Origin of the sequence: Janibacter hoylei PVAS-1, from assembly GCF_004025845.1 — a bacterium.
GTDB classification, from domain to species: domain Bacteria; phylum Actinomycetota; class Actinomycetes; order Actinomycetales; family Dermatophilaceae; genus Janibacter; species Janibacter hoylei.
Genome location: NZ_PIPF01000017.1, coordinates 1 through 13,538 on the forward strand (window position 1 = coordinate 1; position 13,538 = coordinate 13,538).

Below are 13,538 nucleotides of genomic sequence, written 5' to 3' on the forward strand. Positions count from 1 at the left end.
ATCGCCAACCGCCGCACCCCTGATCTCGACGACGTCGCCGACAAGGTCTACACCCGCGACCTCTTCGGCACCGACAGCTGACCTTGCTCGGTCGGCTCCGGTCGAAGGGGGGATGGCTGCGCCCGCCGAAGTCCTTCGTGTCGCAGGCATCTCGCCGTGTCGTGACCGACGTCGGCTTGGTGTGCGCAGCCATCCCCTTTCGACCTGCGCGCGGCGGTCCCCCTTCGGCCTGCGCGTGATCGTGACCGTGTGGGCAGGCGACAGACCACGGGGGGCGTGTTGTCGTTGAACACCTGTGCAAGAGCGAGGTGATGGCCGGTAGCATCACGGCCGTGAGCGCGAACCCAGACTTCGACCTGTTCCGTACCACCGAGGACCACGAGGCGATCCGCGAGGCCGTCAGGGCCGTCGCGGAGGCGAAGATCAAGCCCTTCGCCGCTGCCGTCGACGAGGAGTCCCGGTTCCCGAGCGAGGCCAACCAGGCTCTCATCGCGGCCGACTTCCACGCGGCCCACGTCGCCGAGGAGCACGGCGGCGTCGGCGCGGACGCACTCGCCGTGTGCATCATCATCGAAGAGGTCGCGCGCGTGTGTGCCTCCTCCTCGCTGATCCCCGCCGTCAACAAGCTCGGCTCCATGCCGGTGATCCTCGGCGGGTCCGAGGAGATCAACGCCCGGTACATGCCGCGCCTGGCGAAGGGGGAGGGCTTCAGCTACGGCCTCTCCGAGCGTGAGGCCGGCTCCGACACCGCGGGCATGAAGTGCAAGGCGACCCGCGACGGCGACGACTGGGTGCTCAACGGGCAGAAGGCGTGGATCACCAACGCCGGCGAGTCCGAGCTGTACACCGTCCTCGCGGTCACCGACCCCGACGGCCCTCGCGGCAACAACATCTCCGCCTTCGTCGTCGAGAAGTCGGACGAGGGCTTCGGCTTCTCCGAGAAGGAGCGCAAGCTCGGCATCAAGGGCAGCCCGACGCGCGAGCTGCACTTCGACAACTGCCGCATCCCCGGCGATCGGATCGTCGGTGCCGAGGGCGAGGGCCTGAAGATCGCCCTGCGTACCCTCGACCACACCCGCGTCACCATCGGTGCGCAGGCCGTCGGCATCGCCCAGGGGGCGCTCGACGAGGCGATGGCCTACGTCAAGGAGCGGCAGCAGTTCGGCAAGCACATCGCCGACTTCCAGGGCATCCAGTTCATGCTCGCCGACATGGCGATGGAGCTCGAGGCCGCCCGCCAGATGGTCTACGTCGCCGCGGCCAAGTCCGAGCGCCACGACGCCGACCTGTCCTTCTTCGGTGCCGCCGCCAAGTGCTTCGCCTCGGACGTCGCGATGAAGGTGACGACCGACGCCGTCCAGCTCCTCGGTGGCGCGGGCTACACCCGTGACTTCCCGCTCGAGCGGATGATGCGCGACGCCAAGATCACCCAGATCTACGAGGGCACCAACCAGGTCCAGCGGGTCGTCATGGCGCGCCAACTGCTCAAGGGTCTGCCGACCGCGCGCTGACCTCCCTTCGCCGAGGCCGCATCTCCCTAGGGAAATGCGGCCTCGGCCGGCCAACCCGGCCGCATCTCCCTAGGGGAATGTCACCCGGCCGGCCCGCAGGGTCGCCTCGGCGCACGGGTGGCACCGCGCACGGAAAAGTCCGGACCACTTCACGTCGACGTCGCGTCGCGTGGGCAGTCCGGACTTTTCTGTGATGCGCGCGGGTCCACCCGCACGCCTCGGTCCGTGGAGCGCGCGGGGGCACCCCCACGCCTGGGTCTACTGCTCGTAGGTGTAGAAGCCGCGGCCGGTTTTGCGGCCGAGGAGGTTGGCGTCGACCATGCGCTGCAGGAGCGGCGAGGGAGCGTAGAGCGGCTCCTTGAACTCCTCGTAGAGCGACTCGGCGACGGCCATCGTCGTGTCGAGGCCGATGAGGTCGGCCAGGGCGAGGGGGCCCTGCGGGTGGGCGGCACCCAGGACGAAGCCCTGGTCGATGTCCTCGGCGGTCGCGAAGCCGGACTCGTACATGCGGATCGCGCTGAGGATGAAGGGGATGAGCAGGCTGTTGACGACGAAGCCGGCGCGGTCCTGGCAGGTGATCGCGTGCTTGCCGAGCTCGCCGTCGACGTAGGCGCGGGCCCGCTCGGTCGTCTCCTCCGCCGTCATGAGCGAGGGGACGAGCTCGACGAGCTTGAGCACCGGCACCGGGTTGAAGAAGTGGACGCCCAGGACGTTGGCCGGCCGCTTGGTGACGGTCGCGAGCTTCATGATCGGGATCGAGCTCGTGTTGGACGCGAGGATCGCGTCGGGGGAGGTGACGATCTCGTCGAGCTGCTTGAAGAGGTCGACCTTGGCGCCCTCGTCCTCGACGATGGCCTCGACGACCATGTCGCGGTCGGCGAGCTCACCGAGCTCGGTGACGACCCGGATCCGCTCGAGGACGGCGTCGGCGCGCTCGAGGCGGCCCCGCTCCTCGGCGCGGCGCAGCGACTTCTCCAGGCGGCCTCGTCCGGCGTCGGCCCGCTCCTGGCTCGACTCGACGACGACGACGTCGGAGCCGGCCCGAGCACAGACCTCGGCGATGCCGGCGCCCATGAGGCCGCAACCCACGACCCCGATCTTCTGCAGCGTGTTGTCCATGCGCTCACGGTATCCGGTGTGTGACACCCCTCACTCGCCGGGATCTTGGCATAGCCTGCGAGGGAGGTCACCACCGTCGAGGAGGTCAGATGAGAGTCGCCCTCATGGCCACGTGCATCGGGGACACGATGTTCCCGGACGTCGCGAAGGCCACCGTCCGACTGCTCGAACGGCTGGGGGTGGAGGTCGACGTGCCACCGGCGCAGACCTGCTGCGGCCAGCCGATGATCAACACTGGCTACTTCGACGAGGCCGAGCCCGTCGTGCGGTCCTACGCGAGCACCTTCGCCGACTACGACGCCGTCGTCCTCCCTTCGGGCTCCTGCGCCGGAAGCGTCCGCCACCAGCACGAGATCATCGCGCGGCGCTCCGGCGACGCCGGGCTCGTCGCCGCGGTCGAGCGCCACGGACCTCGTGCCCACGAGCTGTCGCAGTTCCTCGTCGACGTCCTCGGGGTCACCGACGTCGGAGCATCCTTCCCGCACTCGGTCGCCTACCACCCGACCTGTCACTCGCTGCGGATGCTCGGGGTCGGGGACCGGCCACGACGGCTCCTCGAGGCGGTCCGCGGCCTCGAGCTGCGTGAGCTGCCGCAGGAGCGGGAGTGCTGCGGCTTCGGCGGCACCTTCGCCGTGAAGAACGCCGACGTCTCCGCCGCCATGGGGCAGGACAAGGCGGCCCACGCCATCGAGTCGGGCGCCGAGGTGCTCGTCGCCGGGGACTCCTCCTGCCTCATGCAGATCGGCGGCGTCCTCTCCCGGCAGGGGGCGGGCGTGCGCACCATGCACCTCGCCGAGGTGCTCGCCGCGACCGAGGAGGACGCATGAGCGCCGACACGCAGACCACCTTCCTCGGGATGCCTCCCTTCCCGGAGGCTGCTGTCCACGCCCTCGCGGACGAGCAGCTGCGGGCCAACCTCCACCGGGCCACCAGCACCATCCGCGCCAAGCGCGCCGACGTCATCGGCGAGCTCGACGACTGGGAGGGGCTGCGTCAGCGGGCCGCAGACATCAAGGACCGCGCCCTCCACGGGCTCGACGAGCACCTCGTGCAGCTCGAGGAGCAGCTGACCGCCCGCGGCGTCACCGTCCACTGGGCCCGCACGGGGGAGGAGGCCTGCCAGATCGTCGGTGACATCGCCGCCTCCCACGGCGTCGACGAGGTGGTCAAGGTCAAGTCCATGGCCACCCAGGAGATCGAGCTCAACGAGGCCCTCGAGGCCCGCGGCATCTCCGCGTGGGAGACCGACCTCGCCGAGCTCATCGTGCAGCTCGGGCACGACCTGCCGAGCCACATCCTCGTGCCCGCGATCCACCGCAACCGCACCGAGATCCGCGACATCTTCCTCGAGGAGATGGGGCAGGTCGGGCGCCCCGCGCCCGACGACCTCACCGACGACCCGGCGGCCCTCGCCGAGGCCAGCCGGCTCCACCTGCGGGAGAAGTTCCTGCGGGCGAAGGTCGCGGTGTCGGGGGCGAACTTCGCCGTCGCGGAGACGGGGACCCTCGTCGTCGTCGAGTCGGAGGGCAACGGCCGGATGTGCCTGACGCTGCCCGAGGTGCTGGTCAGCGTCGTCGGGATCGAAAAGGTCGTCCCGACGTGGGACGACCTCGACGTCTTCCTCCAGCTGCTCCCGCGCTCGAGCACGGGGGAGCGGATGAACCCTTACACCTCCACGTGGTCCGGGGTGACCGAAGGGGACGGGCCGCAGGAGTGCCACGTCGTCCTCCTCGACAACGGCCGCAGCAGGGCCCTCGCCGACGAGGTCGGCCGGCAGGCGCTGCGCTGCATCCGCTGCTCCGCCTGCCTCAACATCTGCCCGGTGTACGAGCGCACCGGCGGCCACGCCTACGGCTCGGTCTACCCGGGACCGATCGGCGCGATCCTCAACCCCTTGCTCAAGGGCGTGGGGCACAGCGACCAGGTGGACTCCCTCCCCTTCGCCTCCAGCCTGTGCGGTGCCTGCTACGAGGTCTGCCCGGTGAAGATCGACATCCCGACCGTCCTCGTCGACCTGCGCGCGCAGGTCGTCGACGCCCACCGGGACGACCGCGTCCCGAAGCCCGAGGCGGCCGCGATGAAGGCGACCGCCTGGGCCTTCGCCGATGCGCGCCGGCTCGCCCTCGGGCAGCGCGCGAGCGGTCTCGCCGGGCGGGTCCTCAGCCGCGTGAGCCGGCGCGAGAACGCCGCCGGCCGAGCGGTGCTCGGCTGGCTGCCCTCCGTGGGGCGCCAGTGGACGCAGGCGCGGGACATACCCGTCCCACCTCGGCAGTCCTTCCGGCAGTGGTGGCAGGGGAGGTCGCGATGAGCGCCGCACGTGAGGAGATCCTGGCGGCGGTGTGCGAGGCGGTCCGCGGTGCCGAGCCGATCCCCGCCGCGGAGGCGCAGCCGACCCTGCCGCCGGTCGACCGCGCCCAGGTGCTCGACCGCTTCGCCGAGCTGGTGAGCGACTACCGGGCCACCGTCGTGCGCTGCCGTGCCTCCGAGGTGCCCGTGCAGGTGCTCTCCGCCCTGCGCGGAGCCGAGCGGGTCATCGTGCCCGACGGGGTCCCGGGCGCCGTCCGTGAGGCCGTCGTCGACCGGCTGGGGCAGGACGCCGTGTCGACGGGCGACGCCGACGACCACGGGATCGAGGGCTTCGACAGCGTCGTCACCACGTGTGCGGCCGGCATCGCCGCGACCGGCACCGTGGTCCTCGACCACGCCGAGGGCCAGGGCCGTCGAGCCCTCACCCTGTTGCCCGACCGGCACGTCGTCATCGTGCGGGCGAGTCAGGTCGTGCCCGACGTCCCGCACGCCGTCCGTCGCCTGGACCCGCAGCGCCCGCAGACGTGGATCAGCGGGCCGAGCGCGACGAGCGACATCGAGCTCAGTCGTGTCGAGGGTGTCCATGGCCCGCGCACCCTCGTGGTACTGCTCGTCGAGGACTGAGGGAGCGCCCTTCGAGACGGCCGCGGGGCGGCCTCCTCAGGGAGCCGTCAGGGGTCGCGCGGCCTCCTCAGGGAGCTGTCAGCCGTCGCCCGGCTCGACCGTGATCGGCCGGTCGGCGCGCAGGTCCTCGAAGAGCTTCGTCGACTGGGCCTCGTCCCACTGGACCGCGGAGCCGACGCTGGTCGGCAGGTTGTTGTTGGCGACGGGCACGGTGACGGAGTTGCCGTCCCCCTTCGCGATGCTGCGGAAGGCCCACATCGCCCGCGCGGTGCCCAGCAGCGAGTCGTCCTCGCCGACGGTCAGCGCGCCCGCCGTCTCGGTGCCGAGGGAGTGGACCTTCCACGGCTGGAGCATCGTGCTGGGGGTGGCGATCTTGCCCATGAGCGCACCGAGGAACTCCCGTTGCCGCTTGGCGCGACCGAGGTCGCCCTCGGGGTCGGAGTAGCGGGCGCGCACGTAGCCGAGGGCGTTCTTGCCGTCGAGGACCTGGCAGCCCTTCTTGAGGTTGATGTGCGCCTTCTCGTCGTTCATGTCGTTCTTGACGCAGATGTTGACGCCGCCGACGGCGTCGACGACGGTCGCGAAGCCGCCGAAGCCGATCTCCATGTAGCCGTCGATCTTCAGCCCGGTGTTGTGCTCGATCGTCTGCGCGAGCAGCTTGGCGCCGCCGATGCTGAAGGAGGCGTTGATCTTGTTCATCCCGTTGCCGGGGATCTCCACGTAGGAGTCGCGCGGGATCGACAGGAGGGTCGACTCCCCGCCGCCGGTGTGCAGGACGAGGATCGAGTCGGTGCGGGCGCCTCCGGTGTCGTGACCGGTGCCGAGCCGGTTGCGCTCCTCGGGGGTCATGCCGTCGCGGGCGTCGCTGCCGACGAGCAGGACGTTGCGCCCTTCGCTCGACGGCCGGTCACCCTCGGGGGTGGCATCGACGCGGCCGACCTCGCTCCACGCGGAGTTGACGGCCCAGGCCATGCTGCCGCCCCACAGCAGCAGGACGAGGACGAAGGCGCCGAAGGTCCGCAGCGGGTTGCGTCGGCGCGGCTTGGGGGCCCCCTGGCGCGGGCGCGCATCCGGGCCACCCGGACCGCCGGGCCGGCGGGGTCCGCCGTCACGCGGGGGAGCAGGTCGACGTGGCGTGGCGGCCTGCTCCGGGTCAGGGCGCGAAGGGGGCGTCCCCGCCGGCATGACGCGGGTGCGGGGCTCGTCGGTGGTCCGGCGAGGCGGTGTCGTGCGCGGGCCGGTCGCGGCCGGCCGGGTGGGCATCGGGCGGGCTGCGCCGGACGGGTCGCGGGGCCGACGGGCGGCACCGGAGCCGCCCGTCGCGGACGAGGCCGCGGCGCGCTCGCCGGACGCCGGGCGGCGTGGGCGGTCCCTCTTGCCCGTCGGGATCGCCCGCGCCTCGTCGCGTCCGCGGCGACCCTTGCGCATGTCGAAGGTCATCGCGTCGTCGCGCCCGTCGTCGGGGCGTCGCGGGCTGGTGGGGCGATCAGGCATGCCAAGGAGGATAGGAGCAAAGGCTGGCAGGTCGCAGGACGACGACGGCGCGTCCGCGGGGCGCCCACCGTGACCTTGTCCATACTGGAGCGCGTGTCCCCCCGTGTCAGCGTCGTCATGCCCGTGCTCAACGAGGCCCGCCACATCGCCGACTCCGTGGCGATGGTCCTCGGGCAGGACTGGCCCGGTGAGCTCGAGCTCGTCCTGGCACTCGGCCCGTCGACCGACGACACCGACGAGATCGCCGCTCGGCTGAGCGCGCAGGACACCCGGGTCCGCACCGTGCCCAACCCCTCCGGCCGCACTCCTGAGGGCCTCAACGCCGCCATCGCCGCCTCGACGGGCGAGATCGTCGCGCGGGTCGACGCGCACGCGGAGATCCCGACCGACTACCTGAGTCGGGCGGTCGAGGTGCTCGAGGCCACGGGGGCCGACAACGTGGGCGGGATCATGGACGCCGTGGGGCGCAGCCCGCTCGAGCGGGCCATCGCCTGTGCCATGAAGAGCCCCTTGGGCGTCGGCGGGGCGCGGTTCCACGTCGGTGGCGGGGCCGGCGAGTCCGACACCGTCTACCTCGGCGTCTTCCGCCGCTCCGCCCTCGAGCGGGTCGGTGGTTACGACCCCCACTTCGCGCGGGCCCAGGACTGGGAGATGAACCACCGCATCCGGTCCACCGGCGGACGGGTGTGGTTCACGCCCGAGCTCGTCGTCACCTACCGGCCCCGCTCAAGCGTGCGGGCGCTCGCCGACCAGTACTTCAACTACGGCCGCTGGCGGAGGGTCGTCGCCCGGCTGCACCGTGGCACCGCCAACGCGCGCTACCTCGCGCCGCCGGCGATGGTGGCGGGGACGACGGCGGCGACCCTGGTCGGCGCCGTCTGGCGCCCCGCGTGGATCGTCCCCGCCGGTTACCTGGCCGCGGTCACCGTCGGTGGCATCGCCATCTCGAAGGGGGAGGAGCCCGCCGTGCGGGCCCGGGTTCCCCTCGCGATCGCCACGATGCACTGGGCCTGGGGGCTGGGCTTCATCACGAGTCCGCGACACCTGTCGGCCGGACTTCCGCAGGAGCGCTGACGCGAGGACAATCCCCCCATGGGAGTCGTCCGTGAGCATCGTCGTGTCCTGACCCGCGTCGTCGTGGCGGCGGTGAGCGTCATCGCGATCGGTGGTGGCTCGGCCCACGGTGCTGCGGCTGCTCCCGCGACGGCCGCCGCCCAGTCGGTCGACACCTCGCCGTGGAGCTTCACCGGACGCGGCTTCGGTCACGGGGTCGGCATGAGCCAGTACGGCGCCCTCGCCCAGGCCAAGGCGGGGCGCTCCGCACGCGAGATCCTCGGCTTCTACTACGCGGGCACGACCTACGACGCGGTCCCCGACACCCAGACGATCCGGGTCAACATCGTCCGGGGCCGGAGCACGACCGCGGTGAGCGGTCTCGCCCGCTCCAGCGGCGGTGGCACCCTCACGGTGACGGCCGGGTCGAGCACGCTCAGGGCCGCCGCGGGCCGCAGCGTCTCCCTGCGACGCAGCGGCTCGTCGGTCGTCGCCTCGTGCTCTGGCTGCTCGCCGGCGTCGGTGACGGGCTCGGCAGTCTCCATCACCTGGGACCAGACACGCACGGATCTCTCGCTCGGCGGCAAGCGGTACGCCCATGCTCCCTTCGTCGTCACGCCGACACCGGGGGCCGCGACGCTCGAGGGGGTCCTGCACCTGCGTCTGGCCGACGAGTACCTCGACCAGGTGCGTGAGGTGCCGTGGTCGTGGCCGGACGCCGCGCTCGAGACGCAGGCGGCCGCAGCTCGCGCGTACGCCCTGCGCAAGGTGGCCGGCGGCGTACGATCGGCCTGCGCCTGCCACGTGCAGGACAGCATCACCGACCAGGTCTACGGCGCGGTGCCCACGGGCAGCGAGGCCAGCGCATGGCCGCGGTGGCGCGCCGCGGTCGCCGCGGGCGGCAGCTCGACGACCGGCTACGTACCCCGCTACGGGGGTCAGGTCATCGAGGCCATCTACTCGTCATCCTCCGGCGGCCACACGGTCAACAACGAGGACATCTGGGGCGGGGCCCCGGTGCCCTACCTGCGCGGTGTGCCCGACCCGTGGAGCACCAAGAGCGACAACCCGCGGCGGAGCTGGACGACCGAGGTCCCGCGGTCCAAGGTGGCCACCGCCTTCGGTCTACCGGACGTCCGCTCCCTCGACCTGTCCGAGCGCACGAGCGCCGGCTCCGTCCGCTGGGCCCGCGCCACCTCATCGGCCGGGGTGACGAAGACGCTGCGGGGCGACGACATGCGACGCGCCCTCGGTCTCTCCTCGGCGTCGACCCGGCGACCGGGGGAGCGGGTCACGGGCGACACGCCGGCAGACCTGGCCGCCGCCACCGCCCGCTCGGCGCCGTCGACGGCCACGAGCGTCGTCATCGCCCCCGCCTCGCAGACGCATGTCGCCCACCTCGTCATGGCCCGGCCCCTCGCGGGGTCGCTGCGGGCGCCGCTGCTGCTCAGCGGCACGACCCGGCTGGCTCACGCGACCCGCACCGAGCTCGACCGCCGGGGTGGGCGCATCACGCGCGCCTACGTCGTCGGTGGAGGACCGATGGTCAACACCTCCGTCATCACCGAGCTGCGTGCCCGGGGCATCACCGTGACCCGGGTCGGGATGAGCGACCAGGACGCGACCGCGGCGGCGATCGTCGACCTCATGGCCGCGCAGGGACCGATCACGCGGGCAGCCGTTGCCACGCAGGAGACGGTGCCCGAGGCCGGAGCCTTCTCTGCGGTCGCCGGCACCCGACGCGAGCCGATCGTCTGGGCGAGCCGGTCCGCGGTCGGGCCACGTGCCAAGGCGGCGCTGCAGCGCGCCCGGGTGCGCAGCGTGCGGATCATCGGGTCCTCCAGTCGGATCCCCACCGCCGTCTCGAGCGACCTGAGTGCCTCCGGCTTCAGCCCGTCACGCCTCGCGGGGACGAGCTCGGCGGAGATCTCGGCCGGCATCGCCCAGTACTTCCGCAACAGCTACTCCGCGACCCGGGTGTCGCTCGCGCGGTCGACGAGCACCCGCACGAGCGACCCGGCGATCGCCGCGGCCTATGGCGAGCCCGTGCTCATCGTCGGCACGGCACCGCCTGCGCAGGTCGTCGCCCAGGTGCAGCGCAGCCCGCAGTGGCCGAGCATCCGCGCCGTGGGCCCCTCATCGCGGGTCACCTCGACGACGCTCGCGCGGGTCCGCGACTCCTGACGCTCCCTGTCAGTCGAGCTCGACGCGCAGCTGCGCGCCGGTGCGCTCGACGACCTCCTCGGTCGTGACGCCGGGGGCGAGCTCGCGCAGGACGAGTCCGGTGTCGGTGACGTCGATGACGGCCAGGTCGGTGATGATCCGTTGGACGACGCCCTTGCCGGTCAGGGGCAGGGCGCACTCGCGCACGATCTTGTGGGAGCCGTCCTTGGCGACGTGCTCCATGAGGACGATGACCTTCTTGGCGCCGTGGACCAGGTCCATCGCGCCGCCCATGCCCTTGACCATCTTGCCGGGGATCATCCAGTTGGCGATGTCACCGTTGGCCGCGACCTGCATCGCGCCGAGGATGGCCGCGTCGACCTTGCCGCCACGGATCATCCCGAAGCTGGTGGCCGAGTCGAAGATCGAGGCGCCCTTGCGCAGGGTGACCGTCTCCTTGCCCGCGTTGATCAGGTCGGCGTCCACGGCCTCCTCACTCGGGTAGGCCCCGACACCCAGGATCCCGTTTTCGGACTGCAGGACGATCTCCACGTCGTCGGGCACGTAGCTGGGCACGAGCGTCGGCAACCCGATCCCAAGGTTGACGTAGTCACCGTCCGACAGCTCCTCAGCCGCACGGGCGGCCATCTGCTCACGGGTGAGCGCCATGTCAGACACCTTCCTTCGACGAGTCACGAGTAGGGGTGATGGTGCGCTTCTCGATCCGCTTGTCCGCGGCCTGCTCCGGGGTGAGCTCGACCACCCGCTGGACGTAGATGCCCGGCAGGTGGATCGCGTCAGGGTCCAGCTCGCCGGGCTCGACGAGCTCCTCGATCTCGGCGATCGTCACCCGACCAGCCATCGCGCACAGGGGGTTGAAGTTGCGGGAGGTCGTGCGGAAGACGAGGTTGCCGTGCCGGTCGCCCTTCCACGCGCGCACGAGAGCGAAGTCGGTGGCGATGGCCTCCTCGAGGACGAACTCGTGCTCCTCGGTCACCGTCGACCCGTCGGCCCGGCGCGAGGCCACCGCGAAACTGCGCGTCTCCTTGGCGGGGGAGGCGACCACCATCTCACCGGCCTGGTCGTAGCGCCACGGCAAGCCACCCTCGGCGATCTGCGTCCCGACACCGGTGCGGGTCCAAAAGCCGGCGATGCCCGCACCACCAGCACGCAGCTTCTCCGCGAGGGTGCCCTGCGGCGTCAGCTCCACCTCGAGCTCACCCGAGAGGTACTGCCGGGCGAACTCCTTGTTCTCCCCGACGTAGGAGGAGACCATCCGCCGGATCTGACCACCGGCCAGCAGCAGGCCCAAACCCCAGTCATCGACACCACAGTTGTTCGACACGCACTCCAGGTCACCCACCCCCTTCGCCTGCAACTCGGCGATGAGCACGCTCGGGATCCCGCAGAGCCCGAAACCGCCCACTGCCAACGTGGCACCGTCGGAGATGTCCGCGACGGCCTCGGTTGGTGAGGAGACGACCTTGTCCATGGGGTCACCGTAGCGGCCGGCCCGTGGGGTCGTGGGTGTGGTCAGGTCACACCAATCCAGTGCGAAGGGGTCGCGTGGCGACAGCCCGGGCGGGGGTCACGAACTGTCACGAGGAGTGAACTACAGGGACGTAATACATCTCGTGGGTCTAGCGGGACGTGTGTGGTGGGTGGAACATGAGTGACGGATCGTGACCTTCGGTGCTGCCGTGACTGGTGTGACTCGAGGGGGCGACCCACTGCCCTGATCGGGTTCCCCTGCCCGCGTCCACACAAGGAGCTCCCCGCGTGTCACGTTCTGTCCGTTTCGTCGGCGCCGCACTCATCCCCGCCTTTACCCTCCCCGTCGGCGGCGCTGCCGTGGCCAGGAGCGCGGACGTACCCCCGCCGCCGACCAACAAGAACCTGCCCCGCGATCTCGACGTGGCCTCGCCCTACATCCCGCAGTCGGTCTGCGACCCGACACCGAAGCCCGGCGTCACCGCCTTCGCCCGGCTCATGGCCAACCACTACGACGAGTTCAACTACGGCATCTCGCGGGCGTGCAACTACGGACTGACGGAGCACTCCGAGGGACGCGCTCTCGACTGGATGCTCAACGCCTACGACCCCCACGAGCGGGCGGTCGCCGATGGCGTCATCTCCTGGCTGCTGGCCCCCGACTCCCAAGGGCGGCCGGCCGCGATGGCCCGCCGATTCGGCGTCATGTACATCATCTGGAACCGTCAGATCTGGGGCACCTACCAGATGGATGCCGGCTGGCGGCCGTACAACGGCGCCAGCCCGCACACCGACCACATCCACTTCAGCTTCAGCTGGGACGGCGCCATGCAGCGCACGTCGTGGTGGACCGGTGTGGCCTGGACCGGCGTGACCCAGGGACCCGGCGGACCGCCGGCGCCCCTGCCCGACCCGACGAGCTACCCGACCCTGCGCGAAGGTGCCTCCGGGCCCGACGTGCAGCTGGCCCAGAAGGTCATCGGCGTCTCCGCGGACGGGGTCTTCGGTCCGGCGACCCGTGAGGCGCTCAAGACCTGGCAGTCGAAGAACGGCATCAAGGTCACCGGCATCCTCGACCAGGCGACCTGGGACCAGATGGTCAAGCTCGGCAAGATCCCGCCGCGTGGTGGGGACGATGCGGGCGGTGCCCTCACGCCCTACCTCAAGACCAAGATCCGCCTCGGGTCCACCGGTGACGCGGTCAAGGCGCTGCAGAAGGAGCTGAAGATCAGCGCCGACGGCGTCTTCGGCTCGGGCACCGAGCAGGCCGTCAAGGCGTACCAGAAGTCGAAGGAGCTGGACCAGAACGGCATCGTCTCNNCTCGCGGGTCTGAAGTACACGAAGACCGACCCCGCCAAGCCGGCCCCCGGTGGGGACCTCGCGCCCTACCTCACCACCAAGATCCGCAAGGGGTCGACCGGTGACGCGGTCAAGGCGCTGCAGAAGGAGCTGAAGATCGACGCCGACGGCGTCTTCGGCTCCGGTACCGAGAAGGCCGTCAAGGCGTACCAGAAGTCGAAGGAGCTGGATCAGAACGGCATCGTCTCGCCGAACGTCTGGCGCGCCCTCGCGGGTCTGAAGTACACCAAGACCGACCCGGCCAAGCCGGCTGCGCCCGGTGGTGCGCTCGCCAAGTACCTCGAGACCAAGGTCCGCAAGGGCGACCGTGGTGCTGCCGTGACGGCCCTGCAGAAGGAGCTGAAGATCGACGCCGATGGCGTCTTCGGCTCCGGTACCGAGAAGGCCGTCAAGGCGTACCAGAAGTCGAAGGAGCT

12 protein-coding genes are annotated in these 13,538 nt (G+C 71.2%); 8 read left to right on the top strand and 4 right to left on the bottom strand.

Features of this window, described 5'->3' with window-relative positions:
• Positions 1-332 precede the first annotated feature (332 nt).
• Positions 333-1,511 carry an acyl-CoA dehydrogenase family protein gene (locus CWN80_RS15045; protein WP_040881691.1) on the top strand — a complete coding sequence of 393 codons (1,179 nt, stop codon included), beginning with the start codon at positions 333-335 and terminating at the stop codon, positions 1,509-1,511.
• Positions 1,512-1,769: 258 nt separating this feature from the next.
• On the opposite strand, the gene CWN80_RS15050 is transcribed toward CWN80_RS15045, so the two are convergent.
• Entirely contained in the window at positions 1,770-2,630 is an 861-nt protein-coding gene (locus tag CWN80_RS15050; RefSeq protein ID WP_007929346.1) for a 3-hydroxybutyryl-CoA dehydrogenase, read from the bottom strand.
• A gap of 89 nt (positions 2,631-2,719) precedes the next feature.
• Here CWN80_RS15050 and CWN80_RS15055 point away from each other — a divergent pair, with 89 nt between their 5' ends.
• From CWN80_RS15055 to CWN80_RS15065, 3 genes are read left to right on the top strand one after another with little or no spacing between them, the layout of a single operon-like run.
• On the top strand, positions 2,720-3,457 hold the full coding sequence (locus CWN80_RS15055) for a (Fe-S)-binding protein (protein ID WP_040881688.1): 738 nt from the start codon (positions 2,720-2,722) through the stop codon (positions 3,455-3,457).
• Positions 3,454-4,938, top strand: coding sequence for a LutB/LldF family L-lactate oxidation iron-sulfur protein (locus CWN80_RS15060; protein ID WP_007929342.1), 1,485 nt, complete (start codon positions 3,454-3,456; stop codon positions 4,936-4,938). The genes CWN80_RS15055 and CWN80_RS15060 overlap by 4 nt, the downstream gene beginning before the upstream one ends.
• Positions 4,935-5,561 (top strand): LutC/YkgG family protein, encoded by a 627-nt coding sequence (locus CWN80_RS15065; protein WP_007929340.1) that lies wholly within the window; start codon positions 4,935-4,937, stop codon positions 5,559-5,561. The genes CWN80_RS15060 and CWN80_RS15065 overlap by 4 nt, the downstream gene beginning before the upstream one ends.
• Before the next feature lie 78 nt (positions 5,562-5,639).
• Here CWN80_RS15065 and CWN80_RS15900 read toward each other — a convergent pair whose 3' ends face one another.
• On the bottom strand, positions 5,640-7,055 hold the full coding sequence (locus tag CWN80_RS15900) for an LCP family protein (RefSeq protein ID WP_238148266.1): 1,416 nt from the start codon (positions 7,053-7,055) through the stop codon (positions 5,640-5,642).
• A 93-nt stretch (positions 7,056-7,148) separates the two neighbouring features.
• On the opposite strand from CWN80_RS15900, the gene CWN80_RS15075 reads away from it, so the two are divergent.
• Together CWN80_RS15075 and CWN80_RS15080 are read left to right on the top strand one after the other, a co-directional pair.
• Positions 7,149-8,129 carry a glycosyltransferase family 2 protein gene (locus CWN80_RS15075; RefSeq protein ID WP_272948437.1) on the top strand — a complete coding sequence of 327 codons (981 nt, stop codon included), beginning with the start codon at positions 7,149-7,151 and terminating at the stop codon, positions 8,127-8,129.
• An 18-nt stretch (positions 8,130-8,147) separates the two neighbouring features.
• Positions 8,148-10,292, top strand: coding sequence for a SpoIID/LytB domain-containing protein (locus tag CWN80_RS15080; protein ID WP_128277503.1), 2,145 nt, complete (start codon positions 8,148-8,150; stop codon positions 10,290-10,292).
• A gap of 9 nt (positions 10,293-10,301) precedes the next feature.
• Here the strand turns inward: CWN80_RS15080 and CWN80_RS15085 are convergent, their stop codons facing one another.
• Together CWN80_RS15085 and CWN80_RS15090 are read right to left on the bottom strand one after the other, a co-directional pair.
• Positions 10,302-10,940 carry a CoA transferase subunit B gene (locus CWN80_RS15085; protein ID WP_007926637.1) on the bottom strand — a complete coding sequence of 213 codons (639 nt, stop codon included), beginning with the start codon at positions 10,938-10,940 and terminating at the stop codon, positions 10,302-10,304.
• Between the two features lies 1 nt (position 10,941).
• Positions 10,942-11,763, bottom strand: a complete 822-nt coding sequence (locus tag CWN80_RS15090; protein ID WP_007926635.1) for a CoA transferase subunit A — start codon at positions 11,761-11,763, stop codon at positions 10,942-10,944.
• 287 nt (positions 11,764-12,050) lie between these two features.
• Between CWN80_RS15090 and CWN80_RS15595 the strand changes: the two genes are divergently transcribed.
• Positions 12,051-13,081 (top strand): peptidoglycan-binding domain-containing protein (locus CWN80_RS15595; protein ID WP_238148268.1); only part of this gene is annotated, 1,031 nt, incomplete at its 3' end.
• Positions 13,082-13,164: 83 nt separating this feature from the next.
• Positions 13,165-13,538: peptidoglycan-binding domain-containing protein (locus CWN80_RS16135; RefSeq protein ID WP_420319495.1), on the top strand; the 374-nt coding region annotated here is incomplete at its 3' end.